The 20127-nt window shown below is 30.1% G+C and carries 19 protein-coding genes; 4 read left to right on the top strand and 15 right to left on the bottom strand.

Annotated features, from left to right (window positions below):
• Nucleotides 1-33: 33 nt before the first annotated feature.
• From CLCHR_RS09330 to CLCHR_RS09320, 3 genes are all read right to left on the bottom strand, one after another.
• Nucleotides 34-1569, bottom strand: coding sequence for an L-lactate permease (locus CLCHR_RS09330; protein ID WP_079439440.1), 1536 nt, complete (start codon nucleotides 1567-1569; stop codon nucleotides 34-36).
• Between the two features lie 287 nt (nucleotides 1570-1856).
• Nucleotides 1857-2795, bottom strand: a complete 939-nt coding sequence (locus tag CLCHR_RS09325) for an electron transfer flavoprotein subunit alpha/FixB family protein (RefSeq protein WP_079439439.1) — start codon at nucleotides 2793-2795, stop codon at nucleotides 1857-1859.
• A gap of 20 nt (nucleotides 2796-2815) precedes the next feature.
• Nucleotides 2816-3601, bottom strand: a complete 786-nt coding sequence (locus tag CLCHR_RS09320; RefSeq protein WP_079439438.1) for an electron transfer flavoprotein subunit beta/FixA family protein — start codon at nucleotides 3599-3601, stop codon at nucleotides 2816-2818.
• 817 nt (nucleotides 3602-4418) lie between these two features.
• On the opposite strand from CLCHR_RS09320, the gene larA reads away from it, so the two are divergent.
• On the top strand, nucleotides 4419-5696 hold the full coding sequence (larA, locus tag CLCHR_RS09315; protein ID WP_079439437.1) for a nickel-dependent lactate racemase: 1278 nt from the start codon (nucleotides 4419-4421) through the stop codon (nucleotides 5694-5696).
• Nucleotides 5697-5838: 142 nt separating this feature from the next.
• On the opposite strand, the gene CLCHR_RS09310 is transcribed toward larA, so the two are convergent.
• Both CLCHR_RS09310 and CLCHR_RS09305 read right to left on the bottom strand, forming a co-directional pair.
• Nucleotides 5839-6177: a DUF2500 domain-containing protein gene (locus CLCHR_RS09310; protein WP_079439436.1), complete on the bottom strand. Its 339-nt coding sequence runs from the start codon at nucleotides 6175-6177 to the stop codon at nucleotides 5839-5841.
• A 40-nt stretch (nucleotides 6178-6217) separates the two neighbouring features.
• Nucleotides 6218-6586 (bottom strand): winged helix-turn-helix transcriptional regulator, encoded by a 369-nt coding sequence (locus tag CLCHR_RS09305; protein ID WP_079439435.1) that lies wholly within the window; start codon nucleotides 6584-6586, stop codon nucleotides 6218-6220.
• A 148-nt stretch (nucleotides 6587-6734) separates the two neighbouring features.
• Here CLCHR_RS09305 and CLCHR_RS09300 point away from each other — a divergent pair, with 148 nt between their 5' ends.
• A complete protein-coding gene (locus tag CLCHR_RS09300) occupies nucleotides 6735-7388 on the top strand; it encodes a flavodoxin family protein (protein WP_079439434.1) in 654 nt (217 codons plus the stop codon).
• A 288-nt stretch (nucleotides 7389-7676) separates the two neighbouring features.
• Here the strand turns inward: CLCHR_RS09300 and CLCHR_RS09295 are convergent, their stop codons facing one another.
• From CLCHR_RS09295 to CLCHR_RS09280, 4 genes are all read right to left on the bottom strand, one after another.
• Complete coding sequence (locus tag CLCHR_RS09295) at nucleotides 7677-8807, bottom strand: hypothetical protein (RefSeq protein ID WP_079439433.1); 1131 nt, start codon at nucleotides 8805-8807, stop codon at nucleotides 7677-7679.
• Entirely contained in the window at nucleotides 8785-9285 is a 501-nt protein-coding gene (locus CLCHR_RS09290; protein ID WP_079439432.1) for an RNA polymerase sigma factor, read from the bottom strand. The genes CLCHR_RS09295 and CLCHR_RS09290 overlap by 23 nt, the downstream gene beginning before the upstream one ends.
• A 300-nt stretch (nucleotides 9286-9585) precedes the next feature.
• Complete coding sequence (locus CLCHR_RS09285) at nucleotides 9586-10752, bottom strand: stalk domain-containing protein (protein ID WP_079439431.1); 1167 nt, start codon at nucleotides 10750-10752, stop codon at nucleotides 9586-9588.
• Between the two features lie 474 nt (nucleotides 10753-11226).
• Entirely contained in the window at nucleotides 11227-12138 is a 912-nt protein-coding gene (locus tag CLCHR_RS09280) for an AEC family transporter (RefSeq protein ID WP_139376219.1), read from the bottom strand.
• A gap of 403 nt (nucleotides 12139-12541) precedes the next feature.
• Here CLCHR_RS09280 and CLCHR_RS09275 point away from each other — a divergent pair, with 403 nt between their 5' ends.
• On the top strand, nucleotides 12542-13258 hold the full coding sequence (locus tag CLCHR_RS09275; RefSeq protein WP_079439429.1) for a spore coat protein: 717 nt from the start codon (nucleotides 12542-12544) through the stop codon (nucleotides 13256-13258).
• A 144-nt stretch (nucleotides 13259-13402) separates the two neighbouring features.
• On the opposite strand, the gene CLCHR_RS09270 is transcribed toward CLCHR_RS09275, so the two are convergent.
• Together CLCHR_RS09270 and CLCHR_RS09265 are read right to left on the bottom strand one after the other, a co-directional pair.
• On the bottom strand, nucleotides 13403-14050 hold the full coding sequence (locus tag CLCHR_RS09270) for a lactate utilization protein (protein WP_079439428.1): 648 nt from the start codon (nucleotides 14048-14050) through the stop codon (nucleotides 13403-13405).
• Nucleotides 14051-14167: 117 nt separating this feature from the next.
• Complete coding sequence (locus CLCHR_RS09265) at nucleotides 14168-14761, bottom strand: TetR/AcrR family transcriptional regulator (RefSeq protein WP_079439427.1); 594 nt, start codon at nucleotides 14759-14761, stop codon at nucleotides 14168-14170.
• A 271-nt stretch (nucleotides 14762-15032) separates the two neighbouring features.
• Between CLCHR_RS09265 and fliB the strand changes: the two genes are divergently transcribed.
• Complete coding sequence (fliB, locus tag CLCHR_RS09260) at nucleotides 15033-16193, top strand: flagellin lysine-N-methylase (RefSeq protein WP_079439426.1); 1161 nt, start codon at nucleotides 15033-15035, stop codon at nucleotides 16191-16193.
• Nucleotides 16194-16402: 209 nt separating this feature from the next.
• Here the strand turns inward: fliB and CLCHR_RS09255 are convergent, their stop codons facing one another.
• From CLCHR_RS09255 to CLCHR_RS09240, 4 genes are all read right to left on the bottom strand, one after another.
• Complete coding sequence (locus CLCHR_RS09255) at nucleotides 16403-17269, bottom strand: Tim44 domain-containing protein (RefSeq protein ID WP_079439425.1); 867 nt, start codon at nucleotides 17267-17269, stop codon at nucleotides 16403-16405.
• Nucleotides 17270-17301: 32 nt separating this feature from the next.
• Nucleotides 17302-18417, bottom strand: coding sequence for an acyltransferase family protein (locus CLCHR_RS09250; RefSeq protein WP_079439467.1), 1116 nt, complete (start codon nucleotides 18415-18417; stop codon nucleotides 17302-17304).
• Between the two features lie 72 nt (nucleotides 18418-18489).
• The gene (locus tag CLCHR_RS09245) at nucleotides 18490-19101 is read right to left on the bottom strand and encodes a class I SAM-dependent methyltransferase (protein WP_079439424.1); all 612 of its coding nucleotides are present in this window, start codon (nucleotides 19099-19101) and stop codon (nucleotides 18490-18492) included.
• A 415-nt stretch (nucleotides 19102-19516) separates the two neighbouring features.
• The gene (locus tag CLCHR_RS09240; RefSeq protein WP_079439423.1) at nucleotides 19517-20116 is read right to left on the bottom strand and encodes an RDD family protein; all 600 of its coding nucleotides are present in this window, start codon (nucleotides 20114-20116) and stop codon (nucleotides 19517-19519) included.
• Between the last annotated feature and the right edge of the window lie 11 nt (nucleotides 20117-20127).

Genomic DNA, 20127 nt, shown 5'->3' with positions numbered 1-20127 from the left:
CTTTAAATGGTCACCTGTAAAATATCAACTGCCTTAAAGTGTTCCAACAAAACATATGATTCCAGCTATAACTACATAGCAGATATAATATTTAAATACACTTCTTAAAATTTTACTTTCTGAACCAGATTTGCCAATAGCGCTTGCTCCAATTGCTATACTTTGAGGACAAATCATCTTTCCTATACCTGCTCCAAGAGTATTAGCTGCTCCCATCCATGCAGCAGAAAGTCCAAGGTTCTGTGCTGTTTGTACTTGTAATCCTCCAAATAAAACACTGGTTGATGTACCTGAACCTGTAACAAATCCTCCAATGGATCCAATTAGTGGGGAAATTAACGGATATGCCCCTCCTGTAACTACAACTAAAAGGCTTGCAATATCTGAAATCATTCCACTATAGCTCATTACCTTTGCTGTTGACATAACTGCACAAATTGTAACAATTGTTTTCCAGTTTGCTTTTAATGTATTAAGTAACACATCAAACATCAATGATACTTTTGCCCCTTGAATAATACCTCCAATAATTGCAGCAATGAAAATTATAATACCTGGCGTATTAATCCAGCTAAAGGTCAACGTATTAGCTCCTTTACCAGCATATACACTTGCACTAGTTTTAAATACTGCAATTGCATCATGAATCGGTGTACATAATGTAGACGTAAACATTAACATTAAGAATATTAAAATAAATGGACACCAAGCTTGTACTGCATTACCAAATGATAAAGTTCTTTCTTCTTGTGTCTTGTTAACTTCAATACAATACTCTTCTTGAGGTACTTTATTAAAGACTTTTGCTGCAGCAATTGTACATACCATAGAGCAAATAGAACCTACTATATCTGGTAATTCTGCTCCAAGTACTGTTGCTGTAATATACGCAGGTACTAAAAATGATAATGAAGCAACTAAGGTAACAATAAATACTCCCTTCAATGCCTTTATTCCACCACCTACAATGCATACCATAACAAATGGACCGATAAAGAAGAGAAGTGCTTCAATTATTGCAGTATTTGCTGCCAATGCGTTGGCTCCAACTTTTGTTACTGCTGAAAGTGTTACGAGCGGTATTCCAACCGATCCAAAAGCAGTTGGTGTAGTATTAGCAACCAAACATGCTATAACCGCTGCAAATGGATTTAATCCAAGACCCGCAAGCATAGATGCTGGGATAGCAACTGCTGTACCAAAGCCCGCCATTCCTTCCATGAAAATACCGAATCCCCATCCAATAATTAAGGTTAAAACCCTTTTATCCCTAGAAACTCCAGCCAACATTTTTTTTATTGAATCCATCGCACCTGTACGTAAAATCAAATTATACGTAAACAGAGCTGCCACAATAACTAGACAAATTGGCCATAATGCGTTAAGTATACCTTCCAGTACCCCTGTCGCAGCATAAACTGCATCTAATTTCCAGAAAAAAATAGCTAAAACCAATGTAAGAACAAGTGCAATAGAGCAGGCTTTATAACCAGGCATTTTTAATCCACTGAGTGCAATAATAAGCCAAATGATAGGTAATATCGCCATTAAGAATTTAAAAAATAACATTCCTTTATCCTCCTTATTCAATTTTTAAATGACACTACCTTTTACCTCTTGGTTCTACTTTTTACTAATTAGTATTACCATTCATATTGTGATTACATAGTTTTTCACTTGTTAACTCTACTATTTTTGCACATATCTGGATTTAGTTCTTTTTCTTTATACTATGTCTATTGCTGACTTATGCTTTTTAATAGCTCTCCAAATGTAAAATTTATGAATTGAGATTTACTTATTGAGCTATCGCACCAATTTATAATGCGACAGGAATTTAGAAATCAAGAAAATATTTACTCAGATTTAACTCTCTTCATTTCTTCAATCATAATAGGAAGAATCTCAGTTGCATTCCCTACAATAGCTAGATTAGCGATTTCAAAAATTGGAGCATCCTCATCTTTATTAATTGCCACAATGTAATTAGAACCAGACATTCCGGATGTATGTTGTGTTGCTCCAGAGATACCACATGCAATATAAAGCTTTGGTGATACGATTTTTCCTGATTGTCCAACTTGGTGTGCACGAGAAATCCATCCATCTTCAATTGCTGGTCTTGTTGCACCTACTACACCGCCAAGTACACGTGCCAATTCTTTAACAAGTTTGAAATTTTCTGCATTTCCCATGCCACGTCCACCAGAAACAATAACCTCAGCTTCTTCTAAATTTACAGATTCAGAAATTTCTTTCACTATATTAATAATCTTTGTCTTAACAACACTAGCTGGAATTTCTACTTCTTTTTCTGTAACGCCTGCATTTGAAGCAGCTTCTGGCTTTTGATAGCTTCCATTTCTAACTGTAACAACAGCCGTACCATCTACCTCAATCTGCTCTAAAACTGTACCGCCATAAGCTGGTCTAGTGTATATAACTTTATCATCAGTCTTACTCATCCCTATTACGTCACTTACACACCCTAAACCAATACGTCCTGCAATACGTGGTGCAATATCTTTAGCGAGTGTTGTATTAGCTAATAGAATAATATCTGGATTTTGTTCCCTAACAATTTGTGATAATACCTCTGTTAAGGTATCACAATCTGCAGCAGTATTTGTAAAAATAACTGGAATTCCCAAGTCTGCTACTGTATCCGCAATATCTCTGTTACCTGCTATAATAGCTGTTCCTTCTGCATCTAATGCTTTTGCTGCACTAATTAATTCAAGACTTCCGCCTAATGCCTTTTCTCCGTCTGTTTCAATGAACAATAATGCTTTCATACTTTCGTTTTCCCCCTCTATTAGATTGCCTTATCTTTTTTCATTTGCTCCATAACAGCATTTACTGCTAATACAGCATCTTTCTCTTGAATCTTGATACCAGCCTCTTTCTTAGGAGGTTCAACATATTCAATTAAGCGTACTTTTGCTTGTTTTACATCTCCAATATCTGCTGCACTGTAAGTTGGAATGACTGCCTTACGGCTTGCCATCTTTGACTTTATAGTAGGATAACGTGGATCATAATCTGGCTTACTTACTGTTACTACAGATGGACACTCTAAAGAAACCAAATTATATCCTTCCTCAGTTTCTTGATGAATCTCCATAACATTATCCTTTAAATCGATTTCAATCGCACTGCTAACATAACCTGTCCCAAGTTTTTCAGAAAGCATTGCCCCTACTTGACCAGTAATTTCATCTGTAGATTCCTTTCCACAAAGAATTAAATCGAATTTCTCACCTTTATCTTTTTCAATTTTATGAATAGCATCTGCCAAAACATCAGCTGTTCCCATAGCATCTAAATCTGCATATAAATCATCTTTTGCAAAAAATGCTTCATTAGCTCCTACAGCAAGACAATTTTTTAATGTGTTTAGAGAATCATCTGCTCCAACTGTTAATACACTGACCTTTCCTCCGTGATTCTCAATAAAACGAACTGCGAGCTCTAATGCATATGTATCAAATGCATTTGCCACCAAACTGACCCCGTTTAAATTAGGCTTTTTCTTTTCTTTATCCAAATGGATTTCAATAGAATCATCTGGAACCTGTTTTACGCATAATAGAATCTGCATACTTTCCCTCTCCTTATCCTTTTATATTATCAAACTACTTTTTTGAATTTAATCTCTACGCAAAGCATTATAAATTGGTCTTACCAATTTATAAGTAAATGTTATCATATAATTCCAAAGATTTCAATAATCTATTTTATTTTTTTATTGCATATATTTTTAAGTTGATAATTTCTTTGAGATTATTAGGATTATGAATGCGCAATTATGTTCTTTAGTAACGCAATTTACCTACATTTTACCCAGTAAGAACTTACTTTACATAAATTCTAAATAACTTAAACTTATAGTAATTCACATAAATTTTACTTATGATTTAATTTAGAAAATTAATTCACGACTCTTATAAAAAAATAAATCCCAGATCCAATAGGTTGGAAATTTACAACAAAATAGTGTTACGCTGCGTTCTTTAATCTTTGTAATTATAATTCTATGGATCCAAATAATTTACTATAGATAAACAAATCATAAACTACATAATATATTTTGAAATATAACTCAAATAGAAATGAGTCGCATACTTTTGTGGAATGTTTCATAAGGAATTTTTATGGATGTGATTCTTAGAATAAAAGTTGTTCCAAAATGCTAGTTCAAAGCTTTGTCTTTGAGGCTAGCGTTTTGGAACAACTTTTATTCTTAGAATCGCCCATAAAAATTCCTTGGGAACTGGAACAAAAGTATGCGACTCATTTCGGTGAGTTTATCACATAAGTTTTAGTTTGTTTTTCCATAATTGGTCTTACCATTTTAAAATATACATGTTATAATCTTAATATTAATATGATTATTTTAAGATAAAGGGGAAGTTATTATGGCTATAATTGAAATTCCATACTCAACAAAATCTTTAAAAGTAAACGTTGAAGATAAAAATCTAAAGGGGATATTGGTTTCTAAAGCAAATAGTTATAAAGCTGATTGTTCACAAAATGATATAGTAAATAGATCACTGGATAATTGCATCGGAAGCAAATCCTTAGAGGAATTAGTAAAGGATAAACATAATATGGTTATTATCACCAGTGACCATACAAGACCTGTTCCAAGCAAGATTACTATGCCTATTCTGCTTGAAAGAGTAAGAAAGGTAAATCCTAGTATAAATATAAAGATACTTATAGCTACAGGTTTTCATAGACCAACAACAAAAGAGGAAATGATAAATAAATTTGGACAAAACATAGTTGATAATGAAGAAATAATAAACCATGTTTCTACAGATGAAGATAGTTTAGTAAGTGTAGGAATTCTGCCTTCTGGAGGTGAACTTTTTCTAAACAAATTAGCTATGGAAACTGAATTACTAATAGCAGAAGGATTTATAGAGCCTCACTTTTTTGCTGGATTTTCTGGAGGAAGAAAAAGTATTTTACCAGGCATAGCATCAGCAAAAACTATAATGGCAAATCACTGTTCAGAATTTATTAATAGTAATCACGCAAGAACTGGTATTATAAAAGATAATCCTATACACAAAGATATGCTTTATGCTGCAGAAAAATCAAACCTTGCATTCATATTAAACGTAGTTATCGATGAAAATAAAAATATCATAAATGCATTTGCTGGAGATAGTAAGCTTGCACATGAAGAAGGCTGTAAATTTGTTATGGATCTTTCAAGTGTAAAAAGCATAGAGGCTGATATTGTAGTTTCAAGTAATGGAGGATATCCATTAGATCAAAATCTATATCAAGCTGTAAAAGGTATGACCGCTGCAGAAGCCACTTGTAAAAAATGTGGAGTGATTATTATGATAGCTGCTTGTAATGATGGTCATGGTGGACAATCTTTTTATGACACTGTAGCAAATTCTAAAGGACCAGAAGAACTTCTTGAAAGAATATTAAAAGTACCTAGAAATGAAACTATACCTGATCAATGGGAAATTCAAATTTTAGCCAGAATTTTAAGTAATTATACTGTAATCGTTGTTACAGATGTGTGTGATCCAAATATGATTACAAGTATGCATATGAAACATGCCTATACTTTTGATGAAGCTTTAAGCCAAGCCTATAATATAAAAGGTAAAGATGCAGATGTTGTAGTTATTCCAAATGGTGTAGGAGTAGTAGTTGAGAAATAAAGAGCCATAACTTAAAGAAATAGATAAAAAATTTGTATTAACTCCTATAATGCACTATAAAAATTATAGGAGTTAATGCAATTCTAATTAAAGCTGAGGCTTTCTAAATATAAGAAAATCTCAGCTTCTAAGTATATTAGTACTATTTTTCAACTACTCCACTTACTGATTCAAACTTAAGAAAGCGTGTGCCTTGAAAAGTTAATGTTCCCCATTCATGTTCCGGAATGTTCCTAAAAACATGCCCTCCAACTGTAAATTTCAGTTCACTTCCAGTCTCTAATTCAAATTTCAAAATTAATGTTTCATTGGTTGTCATTACTCCATTGCTATCTGTATTTGTATATACGTCCCTTTTTTTCTTAATAAGCTGTGCCTTAGTAGATATAATTGGTGAGTTTTCATTTTTAATATATCTGCTTACACTCAAAAAAATTATAAAAGCGAAAAAAATAAAAAATATTACCTGAAATCCAGCCATATACTAATCCTCCAAATTTTAAATTCTAATTAAGATATTTTTATTCACATTTATCAAGTTTTATTTGTTTTTCACCCCATTTATACAATTCATTCAATGCAGGAAGTAATGATTTCCCTCTTTCAGTTAAAAAATATTCAACTTTTGGCGGAATAGTTTCATATTGAGTTCTAACAATAAGATTATGCTCTTCTAGTTCCTTTAAAGATTTCGTTAGCATCATATTCGTAATGCCTTTAATTTTTCGTTTTAATTCATTGTATCTAACAGGTTCCGCTTCTGATAAATACCACATAATTGGCAATCTCCACTTTTGCCCTACAATATCAAGTGCATATATAACAGAACATTCGGTCTCATAAATATTATCATCAGGAAATACTGTATCACAACTAGTATCCTTCTTCATAAATTATACCTCATAAAATTCAATAGTATATTTTTTATACTGACACAGAAAAAACTGCATACTTGTACATTTATTCCTTATAATTTACTATTATAACAGAAAACATTGACTATAATATAAAATTAATTTCAAAAAAAGGAGTGCTATCATGAAAGTTTATGCTATCAATGGAAGTCCAAGAAAAAATAAAAATACAGCTACTTTGCTTCAAAAAGCCTTAGATGGAGTAAAAGCCTCAGAAAAAGATAACGAAATTGAAACTGAAATAATTAATTTATATGATTTAAACTATACGGGGTGTAAGAGCTGCTTTGCCTGCAAAAGACTTGAAGGTAAAAGTTATGGCAAATGTGCAGTAAAAGATGATATTTATGAAGTTTTAGAAAATCTATCTCAAGCTGATGGAATCATCTTTGGAACTCCAGTATATTTCGGTAATATAACTGGCCAATTGCAATCATTTTTAGAAAGATTATTATTCCCTAATTTTGAGTATGATAAAAACTATACTTCAATCGCACCAAAGAAGATGGCAACTGCATTTATTTATACAATGAATGTTTCAGAAGAAATAATGGACATTGCTAATTACAAATTAACATTCAGTAAAATAGAATCTTCTATAGAACGCATATTCACAAAACCTCAAATAATGTATAGTAATGATACCTATCAATTTGATGATTACTCAAAATATAAATCTGATGCATTTTCTGAAGAAGCAAAAGCAGAACATAGAAAAGTTCAGTTTCCTTTAGATTGTCAAAAAGCATTTGAAATAGGTGCTATTTTAATAAAGTAATATATAAAAATAATATAGTTGAATAATATTATTTTTTAATCTGAAATTTATATCATCTATTTATAAAATTTAGACTTACGATATAGGATTCTATATTGTAAGTCTATTAAAATATTATATACTCTTTTGTATCAATTACAACTTTACATCCTATATGAGGCGACGACATCATTGGTACTTCTTTATCTCAAAGAACTAAAGTTGCAATAATTTAGCGGTTACTATAAATTTTCTTGGAAGTGAACCATATTAATTAATACTTGTTTTACAAGGTTAAAAAGAACTTATTTATATGATCATACCCAATATTGTTTTTTCATCAATGCTATTTTCAGCTGAAATTGAATATGATATACCATCCTTTTCCCAGGTAGCTAAATTATATTCTTCACTTTTGTTTCCTTCCAAATTCACGTTTAGTCCATTTACTTTTAATGTATCATTTACTTGGTAAACATTATAATCACCACTTATATTATCAATACCTTTACCTGCTCTAAAAATTATATTATTATTACCATCATTATAATCTACCTGAATTATTTCATTTGATATAACACTTATGTTTCCCATTTTAAATCCTTTTGACAAAGTTTTTAAAGGGCTTACTTTTAAATTTAGCGCTTTTTCAGCTTCATCTAGTGTCTTATATTCCTGCCTATAATTTTCGACTTTCTCTGCTGCAACTGATGTGCCCAAAACACTATTATCTTCATTATTTTCAGGTATTCTATTTTGCATTATATCTTGATCTTTTGTTTTAGATTCTGTGCTTGTCGGATTCTTATTTTCCTTTTTATTAATATCTCCTTCAGGATTTGTTTTTGACAAAATATTTGAATCTTCTATAGATTTATTATCATTATTTTGTGATGTTTGGCTTTTCTCTGCCTCTATGCTTGAGTTCGACTGTAAATTATCTTTGTCTTTTTCTTCTTGTCTTATTTTGGAGCTGTCACTACTCTCTCTTTTGACATAACTATCACCATTATTATAATTACTATTATTTTTCCCTACAGTTTGATCTTCCTTATTGTTATTGTTAGAAATTTCTTTACTATCTTTATTGTTAACATAGTTATTATCATTATTAGTTTTTAAGTTATTATTCTCATCATCATTACTCTTTACCGTTTCTTTCTGCTCTAAATCATTAGGTGCAGGTTTTAAAAGCATAGGATAATTTTTAACTACACTTAAACATAATACTATAGCACCACATGCTGCTACCATCTGCATATTTTTTTTAAAGTTGTAATATTTATTTATTTTTGGTTTAGTAGTTTTAATTTTCAAGCTTTTTTCTGCATTATTGTCATTTTCATTTGCAACTAAAACATTTTTGAGTATTCTTTTTTTCATTTCATCATTCATTACTATCTTATCAATTTCTTCTTTATATTTCTTGTTCAAAATCATACTCCTCCTTTAGCTCTTTTTTCAGCATGTTTCTTCCTCTACTAAGTAATGATCTCACTGTTGCTTCTTTCCTATCTACTATATTTGATATTTCAACCGTAGTATATCCTTCATAATAATATAAATGAATGATCTCTCTATATTTTACTGGGAGTTTTAGTACCTGATTCAAAACATGGTTGTCCTTATATTCATCATAATAAGGCATGTCCATTAATTCTACATGCTTTTTAAACCAGGCTGATTTTAATTTATTTTTACAGATATTTCGTGCAACACAAATAAGCCAATGCTTTTTATGGTCTTCGCTTTCAAATATCTCTATATTTTTAAGCAGTTTCACAAAAACATCTTGAACCGCATCTTCAGCATCATATATATTCTTCATGTATGAATATGCAAGTCTCAGCAGCATATCTCCATAATGATCTAAATCTTGTGAAATAATTTCATCCGTACGCAATGAAACCTCTTTCATTAAAAAACTCATCCTTCCATCCAGTAGCACAATATGATATTTAACATTTCACATAAACTTAAGTGGTAACTAACCGAAAGCAAATATATTTTTATTCCACAAGGACTAGGAAATTGAGCTGTTTCACAAAAATGTATTTGCTTTCTGGTGTGTATATCCACTTAAATTTAGTGAAAATTGAATAAATTAACTAGTAAAAGTAAAACTGATAATTGGTTTATCTATAACCCCAAACTAAATTCATCCTTATTAGTCTTGTCACTACTTATGTTACTTATTATTTATTTTTTTAATATATACTTAAAAAGTACTTTTTATTATTTTGATTATATCGTCTTGTTTCATGCCATCATTTACTGAAATAGAATATGACATATTATTCAAACTCCAAGTCGCAACTTTAATAAGATTATCATCTCCTTTTAATCTTACATTGCTGCCATTTATATTTACAACAATATTAGTCTTATAGTTATTATAGTCACCACTTATATCCTCAGTTCCCTGTGCCATTCTAAATAAAATATCATTTTGTTTATTTACATAGCAGATTTGAAATAAATTTCTAGATATAGCGTTTATATATTTGATATTATATTTACCTAATAATTCTTTTGGTACTGTAACTTTAAATTTTAGTGCTTTTTGAGCATCGTCTATAGTATCAAAGCCTTCAATAGGATTAATTATATCCAATTCATCTTCATTTTGATTTACTGTAGTAGATGCAGACTTACCATCCCATTTCCCGTTTTGATCTACCTTATATCCATCTGGAGTCTCTGTATTTAATGCCATTTCTCCATTATTCAACAAATAATACCAACTGCCACTATATTGAACCCATCCTCTTTGCATTATGCCACTATTATTCATAAAATACCACTTATTATTTATTAACTTCCATCCAGTTGTCAGCTCTCCATTATGTGAATATATCCATTGTCCATCTTTATTCCTTACAAAAAAACTTCCTACTGTTTTTTGATCATTGAATAGGGAATTATATAAATTTATTGGCACGTATACAGTATTATCATCTATTATAGTTTCTGCACCTAATACATGCATCACAGCTAATACCATAGTATCAGGATCAGTACTTGTATACCCAAAACCATCTGTTCCTACATAAACATTTATTTTAATTTTACCATTGTCTAATCTTACAGTTTTATTGTCCTTATCCGCTTCAACTTTAAAACCAAGACTTTCTGCTGTAGTTTTAAGAGGAACCATAATCTTACCTTTATATATTAAAACTCCGTTTCTTCCAAGTTCAATATTTTTTCCGCATATTAATACCTTATTAATATCTACATCCTTAGGTGCATAGTTAGATATTGGAAAAGCATCTTCAGTAACCTCTGAATGAAACTTTTGAGTATTTAAATCTTCGGCAAATGCTTTAGCAGACATTCCCATAATTGTTACCGCTGTTAAGAAACCTATCATTAATTTTTTCATAATATTATCTTCTCCTTCTAAGTTAGACACAATCAAAAATAAAATTGTATTTATTTTTATGTCTTTACATCTTAATTTTTCCTTTTAGGCACATGAAAGAAAATAACAAGTCCAAAATTGCCATGAGAAGATTTTAGATGCAGAAAAGTTCCGAATTTCAGCTTAGCTGCTCTTTCTCAATGTGCATATTTATTTCATCAGTACGGAAGACGGATAGCACTCATAGTGGACCGGACATATTAAGGTTATCCGCCTAATCAGCATGATAGAATATATACTGACAGATGGACTAATTATTTTCTTTATTGTTCCTTATACTAGTAATACAATCCAACTTAGAGAAGTGTTGCAAAAAATTCTTAAATTTATAAAAAAAATTTAAGAATTATATTTTGAATAAAAAAGTAAATCTAACCATTAAACCTTCACAAAGACCGCCTTAGGTAATTCTGAAACATGACGTATTTAGACCGCTTATGCAAAAACAATCAATAAACCAGTCATAATGAAAATTCCTAATATTATGCTAATAGAATTAGCAAGTGCTGGACTTGGATTGTCCGAGTCTATCATTTTGCTATATACTGCCGATATTGTAGACAAGGGAGCAAATAAAACAACTATAATCATTTGTTTTGCTAGAATTGGAACTGGTAAAAAAATATAAAAAATACAACTAAGAAGTACATTACATAAATACCTCATTCCTAACAGTTTAGTAACTGCTTTTACTTGATTCTTTGTAATATTAATTTCTAATATAATTCCAATCATGAGCATTGCAAGAAATGCATTAGCAGACCCAATCATGGAAGCAATAGTCGTAACTTCTTTTGGGATTGATATTTTTAATGCTGACATAATAAATAAAAATATTAAGACATCAAATGGAACTGATCTTAATAATGTCTTAATTAGCGTTTTAATATTTAATCTTCCACTACCATCTACTTCATTTTTAGCCAATGCATAGGCTCCCCCGAGTACCATAAAAGCATTCCCCATATCAAACATACACATATAAAGAAGCGCAGTTGGTTCAAAAAAACTGGCTGCAAATGGAATAGCAAAGTTACCTACATTGTAACCAGAGCAATTAATTATACTGATAGCTCTTTCAACTGGCGAATTTCTTCGCTGTATAAATTTCACAAGAACAATATTAAATAAATTACTAATTAAACCTACTAAAATAATGATAATTGCCACATAATTTATGTTCATACTACTTGCCCCAGCAATTAATGCCGCTGGCAATGTTATATTCATGACTATTTTAGATAAAAAAAGTCCATCTTCTTTTTTAAAAAACCCCCTTTTCTTAAGTGTATATCCTATAATCATGATACAAATAAATCCTAACGATTTGACCAGTACTTCTTTCATTTAATCCTTACCTTTCCAATAAACATTTTTCACTCAATATATCCATATTTAGATATCAAGTGAAACTTGATTCAGGTGGGGTTTGATCCCCATCTGAATCTTAGTTGAACTTATCCAGGAGCGTGCAGCCGTTATCTCACATTTGAAGAAGCTTGAATATTACGGATGCTAGCTATCGGATAAATCTCGTTACATTATATCTTTTTTTTATGCAATAAATCAATCATAATGATAATCTTCTAGTAATATAAAATTATACTATAAAATTCACATTTTCTCACAATCAGCCGAGATCACTTCTGAAATCCTAAGGATTGAGATTCCTAAAGACTAATATCTGTATCACATTACCTATTAGTTCATAAACTATTTATATGAAAAACTATAATATAAAGGAGCCGTTATGCATAATCGTTATTTGAGGGATGATATGGCAGTCCCAAGTATTGTTTCTTTAGTACAAGGAGATGTAAATGGCGATGGAATACCTGATACTGTCTATTTAACAGGTATAAAAACATCAGATAGCCCATTTACTCAAGACATTACCCTTGTAATACAAGATGGAAGAACAGCCAGATTTATAAGCGTTCCTCTCATTGATAATTCAGGATATAATCCAAAGCTTTCTTTATGGAAATTTACCGATAATGGTATATATGATATCTTCATAAGTATTGATTCAGGTGGAAGTGGTGGGATAATGTATCACTATATTTATTCCTTTATAGACAATACACCACAATTGCTGTTTGATTTTAATTCATACAACGAGAAATACAATTATAATGTTACTTATAAGGATAACTACAAGGTTGAGGTTGACAGTAGACAAAATGATAAAAACTACATTATAGATATATCCAATAGAGATGATGAGTATTTGAATGAAATATATTACGAGAACGGTAAACTAAAAAGTCCCATTAGCGGATTCGTAAATCCTTTGAGTGGCCTATATCCTGTAGACTTTGATTCAAATAATGTATATGAGCTGTTAGCCTATCAAAGGATAGCCGGAAGATATAACGCAGATTCTTTAGGCTATGTTTTAAATACCCTAAAGTGGAATGATAATATGTTTATTTTAGATAATCAGTATGTGGCTATTTTTCAATGAAAATAAGGTATACAAAAATTTGTATACCTTACACTTATTATATTATAATCTCTTCTTTTCTATATTAATTTTCTAAATCGAATGTTCATTCTAATAACTATAAAAAATAAATAAACTCTATAAACTTAATATAGTTTTTACTAATTAGAATCCTAAATAATCTCCTACAACTACTACAGTGATATCAGTCAACCCTGGTTTCTTTTTCATTACTGAATATGTTCTGCAAATTCTATTTTTTACTTGGCAATTAACACATGTTCCTGTTTTTGTACATGGATTTTGAGTGTTGAGTCTCATATTATTCATTGGTGCTGCTGTATTTTTTAATCTTTCAAATGCTGCTGCCTCATCTTTACATACTTTATCAACACTAACTACAATAATTACTTTCTTAGGACCAAAGTTCATAGCTGCTATCCTATTTCCCCAAGCATCAACATTTACAAGCATACCATCTAAAGTAATAGCATTGGTGCTGCAAAGATATAAATCACTTAACATTTCTTTTTTTGCTATTTCTCCTTTTTCCTCTAAAGTTAAGCCATCAACACTGTGATCTAATACCTCTGCTCCAAGTGCTCTAGCCTTATCTTGAATTCCCATATTATATATTGTCATTGAACCAGGAAATCCCACTTTAGATTCTGCTGTAACATGATTCATTACAAAATCCGAAGCTTCTTCCATAGTTGACACATATAAAGCATCAAAATCATTTTTTATTAATGAATCTACCACCTTTTGCCCAATAGTTTCCTTATGCCAATTTTTTATTTCATTTGTATTCATTAATTATTCCTCCATCTCTATTTTTTGCATTGAACGTTCATTCTAATATCATTACAAAGGAGACAAGAGTTTTTCACAATTTTATTCTTCTAAATCTCCTATATATACGTGTGAATTTTAAAATTCGTTCTCTTTTTTTCTTGCAGCATTCCAGCATGCATAGATTGCTGTTTGAATAATATCATCTGTAAGATCTGTAATTCCCTGAAAATATGATTTTAATAAATATACCATAGACCCATAATGCATTTGAACCATTAACTTAGGCTCTAATTCAATAAATAACTTTTGTTCAATAGCTTTTGAATAAAGCTTAGCAACTTCATTGCACCAAACATCTTCATTTACTTTTTTCTTTACTTCATCTGTAATATATGGAGAAAATGAATATTGCTCAATAAACTGAAATGCTCTTGAATAACTCATTGCAAATTTAATAAAGTTTTTCCAAACTCCTTGAAATCTGACTTCAAGACCTTCATTTGAATCAAAACCTTCTAATACTTCATCAGACTGAGATTTAACTATTCCCTTAAAAAGCTCATTTATAATATCCTCTTTACTATTAAAGTAATGATAGATACTTCCAGTGGATATCCCAGAAACCTTAGATATTAATGACATTGATGTTGCCTGTAATTCTTTTTCACTTATAAGCTCAAGGGTAGTCTCTAAAACTGCCTTTTGAACTTTGTTATATTCTTCAAACATTTTTTAATCCTCCGTATAAAATTGTAATTCTTGTTAGATAGAATGTTCATTCTAATTATAATTTAATATTTTTTTAATGTCAACATTTTTTATATTTAGACTATTCTTTTACCTTCCTCAACGTAAACCTCAATATCTTCAAACAATAGACTCTTATTAAGCATATATATCTTTCATAAAGGTTTATAAACTTTTAAATTTATGATAAAATCAAGTATAAAATTTCTTAAGAAATAAGACAAAAGTTAAGCGTCAAAGAAGAGGTAATTACATGAAAACGATAGTACCCCATTACTATAAAGATTTTAAATGCTCTGCTTCAAAATGCACTGATACTTGTTGTGCTGGATGGGAAATTATAATTGATGATGAAGCCTACAGCCATTATAAGATGGTATGCGGTGAATTTGGTGAGAGATTAAAATCTAACCTAACCTTATATGAAGATGGAGAGCATGGTTTTGTATTACAAAATGGTAATTGTCCATTTTTAAATACAAATAATCTTTGTGATATCTATACTGAACTTGGAGAAGAAAGTTTATGCTATACCTGCAAGACTTATCCAAGATTTGCAGAGGAATATAGTGATATGCGTGAAATAGGAATATCATTATCCTGTCCAGAGGCTGCAAGATTAATCATTAAAGACTCTAAACCAGCTACTTTTGAGGTTTTAGAAGATGACGAAATAATAAATATTTATGATGATATAAATTCTGATATTTCTGTGCAGCTAATATCTGCTCGAAAAATGGCTATATCTATGCTGCAAAATCGTTCTATAACTTTAAATCATAGATTTGCACTATTAATTAATTTTGCTCATGATATTCAGGAAGAAATAAATAAAAATAAGTTATCCAAAATTCCAGATATAATACATAATTATTCTAAAGACGCTTATCAGAAAGAGCTTATTAATGAATTTGATAAGTATAAAGCAAAGCAAGCTGACAAGTATAATAATATGCTTAAATGTATGAGTGCATATAAAAACCTTAATCCTATTAATGATAAGTGGCCACAAATAATAGAAAATGCTATTAGATGTTTTCATAAAAAAGAAGATATTACTTTTTATCAAAAACAATATGATGGTTTTAATGAATATTATGAAAATAAAACCTATGAATATGAGAATTTAATGGTATATTTTATATTCCAATATTTTATGAAAGCTATTTTTGATGAAGAATTATACTCTAAAGTTACATTAGCTGTTATGAGTTATCTTATTATTAAAGAATTAAATGTGGTAAAATGGATTGATAATAAATATAACTTTGATATAAATGATCAAATAGGCATAATGCATATGTATTCTAAAGAAATAGAAAATTCAGAGAAAAACCTTTATGATCTTGAGGAAATGTTTAATATGAACGAAATATATGATTTAAAACAACTACTTATTTTAATAATGAATTAGAAATAGGCAGGCTATTTTTTAATAGATATACTGCCTATTTGTATCTTTAATTCTTATAAAAATTCCTTTATAATACTGTTTCCCCCATATTGCTTCTGAAACACGAGGTGTTCAAGTTGCTAAAGATGTTCTTTAAATCCCTGAGGATGATTGCACTTGGTAATTTTTTGAACCTTTGAGATTCTTGTCATGAGTTTAGAACTGGCCTGCTAAAATTCATTAACAATTTTAAATTTTTTTATATCGCGCTCTCCTTTTATTATTACATCACTTAACAGCCAAGTATTTTCCCATTCTTTTTGGAACTTCCAATATTGTATAAACGTCTTAACTTTATTGCTTCCAAAAAGAATTTCTCCATCAGTTTCATCTACAACATAATCCTTTGCTCTATATTTAATCAAAAACCAAACAACATCTTCATAGCTATCATGATGATGAATAATTCCAATAGGATCTGCTTCTATAAGTTCAAGTTCGTCTATTACCCTTATTATATTATTAAAAAAGTATCTTTTACATTGTGCCTGCTGTATATTATAAAATTCACTGCTTATGTATTTTTCACACATTTCAAAATTCATTTGTTCCAATGATTCATTTACTTTAAAAAAGGTTTCTTTTACAGTGCTTCTAAGAAAGGCATAGGCAATATTCCTTGAATCTTTCTTTATTGTATTTATAAATTCATTTGTTTCTTTCTTTTTTTTATTAATCTCATTGTTATATAAAAGCTTATTAATGTAATAATCATCTATTTTAAAAATATGAATAATAACTAGTACTAAGCTTAAACTTACTAAAAAAGTAGCTTTTATAGGAAATATTCCTCCATTATAATACCATTTAACAATATCAGGCAACCCTAACTTATTTAAAATTACTACGCATAATATTATTGCAATAGCTCTTTTGATTTTATAAAAAAACAAATCATTTATATCTTCTCTATCGTATTCTCTATTTTTATCAATAGTCATATAGGTATAATATAATTCTTCAGAGTTACTTAATGTGTCAATGGCCTTATTGATATATTTATTCTTTTTATTAGGTTTATCAAATATCTCCCACATATTATTCCCTCCTGGATTTCACTTTCTTTATTTTAGCACTTTAGCTTACCATTAGATTTATTTATGGTTCTTTTGAGTTTGTTCCTTCTGTCTTTCTTAATTCCAAACAGAAATCTTGTCACAGGTAGTCTTCTGAATATCTCATACATTATAATTGTTAAAATAAATGACGTTCCCATAATTACAAAATATTGAATTACTGGTACTCTAACAGTTTGAACCACTATAAAACCTACAATTACTATAATAGATTGATGAAAAATATATATAGGAAATATTGCTGATGTAAAATATTGTGTAAACTTATTATTAAATTCTAAAAATTTTTTACCTAATCCCATAATTGCCAAAATACCAATCCAGCCTAAAACTCGCTGTTGAACTTCCCATAGCAAGCCATGTGAAATACTCATTTGGTACATAGTGCATCTCATTATAATCAGTATCACCCATGCAAGTCCTAAAGGAATACGATATTTTTCTAGCCTTGCCTGCACTTCTTCCATACTTAAAATAAAATATCCTAGTAAAAAATCAGCTGCAAATTCTCCAATACTCTTCCCCCCAATATCTAGTATTGGAGCAGCTAACAGTATTATTAAAAACATTGGTACAATCTTCATTATAGTCATGGACTTTCCACTTATTTTGTTTTCTTTGTTTTTATACCATATGATAAGAGGCAGTGTTATCATTGATATTACAAAAAGATATAATATAAACCATGTTTGTCCAGGTGTAAAATGTCCATCGTAACCACTCCAGTCCGTTAATGAAAAATACACTGCAAAATGCTCTATATAACTTCCAATATAGTTATTAAAATATCTATCTGCTATATATGCCTGAACTGGTATCACCAACAAAATTGATGATATTAGAGGAATAAACAATTTTAAAAAACGTTCCTGTATATATTGCTTTACTGTCCTATTCTTTAGTGAATATACAGCAGAGACTCCAGCCAAGGTAAATAATCCTGACATCCACCATGGATATACTGCAAGGTCCAGCATAGTTGCACCAAATAAAGCCTTACTATGCACATACCAATTTTCACCCCATCCATTAAATATCATGGCTGTGTGAAATGGAAATAGCATTAATATACATAGAATTCTAATATTATCAATATAATATTTTCTCATGTTAACCATTATACCCCTCAACAAATTGAATTGGATGACTCTTAATTTTATTTATATTCATAGTAATCACCATTATATCTTCTTCACAATATAATCAACGAAGCCTTGCTTAATTTTTTCACTTTGATATATTCTTTCTATAACTCTGCTTTCTTTGCATAGTATTTTCATATCCTTAAAATACATGTCAGGTTCATCTTCTTCAAAATATGAATGTATTACAGGCATATCATCATCCATTTGCTCATATTGATTTTCACCAAGGGAGACGCCTGTCCCACAACGATGATCTTTTGTAGTAAGAAAATTAACAAAAAGCAAACCATCTTGCTTTAGTACACGTTTCATTTCAGTTATAGATTTTAAAACATCTGCTTTTGTCATATGAAATACTGAATTATAAGAATATACAAAACTAAATGACTCATTTTCAAATTTTAATTGCCTCATATCTCCCTTCTTAATATTCAAACACTGACTTTTCAATGCTGCATATGTATTGGCCTTTTCTAATTGTCTTTCGTCAAATTCTATTCCATGTGTTAAATATCCATATTCTGAAAATAAACTTAGTGGTGGACAGTCTCCCCCAGCTCCACAGTCTAATACGTTCTTATCCATAGTTGTCTCATTGCAGTGCATTATAAATCTATATAATGGTACTTGCTTAAATATTTCATTCATTTTATCTTCCCCCTTATGTTTTATGCTACATTATGCGTGAATTATATCTTATTTATTGTTCTACCCACGAAGCAACATATTTATATTACTTATATCTCTTATTTTAATCATATAAATTACACTTATTTCCTTATTATAACATACTTTACAAACATGACGTCTAGTAAATTTTTATGGACATTACCATTTAGCTGCTGATTGATTTGATAGATTAATCATAATTAATCGGTGAGTATGCACATAAGTTCCATTATCACTGAGGAACCCTACAATAAAAAAAACAACTTAAATAATAAAAGACTGAGAATCATCTTTTTTTGATTTTCAGCCTTTTTATAATCTTAACCTATTTATATTAATTTCTTTCCCTTTGAGGTATTTTCCATAAAGAATTCTTGCAGCTCTTATAAACATACTAAGCGTTTTCTGATACAACCGTCGTTCCTGAAATATAATCATGAATAGCTCTATGTGATAGCGTACTTAAAACCAGAATTCCAGACGCAATTGTTAAAATTCTGCCTGCTATTCCTAGATAGTATTCAAAATAAAAACCGGTCACAAGAGTAAGCAGCTGTATTAAATAACTTGTTATAACAATTGCTGTTCCCTCTATCACCATGAGCCCTATAATTTGTCTTATTAAAAGGGTTTTTAAATCTATATCTGAATAGTCCTTTTTGACTATTTTAATCTTAACCAAATGCTTTCCAATTGTCTGACCATGGTACTTTTTATAAGGGATATATATATAATAAATTAGGGCTGCAATAAAACAAAGACTACCAGCTAAATATGCCCATCCGTTTGAATATCCCAGACTCGCAAACACATAGAGATTGCTAAACATATCCCCTTTCTTTGTCACCGCACTATAAATTAAAACTGCAGGGAATCCTGTGATAATTCCTCCTAAACACCAATCTATGATGTATGCCAGTAGCCTTTTTGATATGCTCACATTCGATGGATTCCTATCCACCCATGATGTCAGTTTTTTCCATGATTTATGCATAAAACATTCCT

This window comes from Clostridium chromiireducens (assembly GCF_002029255.1).
In the GTDB taxonomy this organism is placed as follows: Bacteria; Bacillota; Clostridia; order Clostridiales; family Clostridiaceae; genus Clostridium; species Clostridium chromiireducens.
The sequence above is the reverse complement of the archived record's forward strand: the minus strand, read 5'-3'. Positions and strand labels throughout refer to the sequence as shown.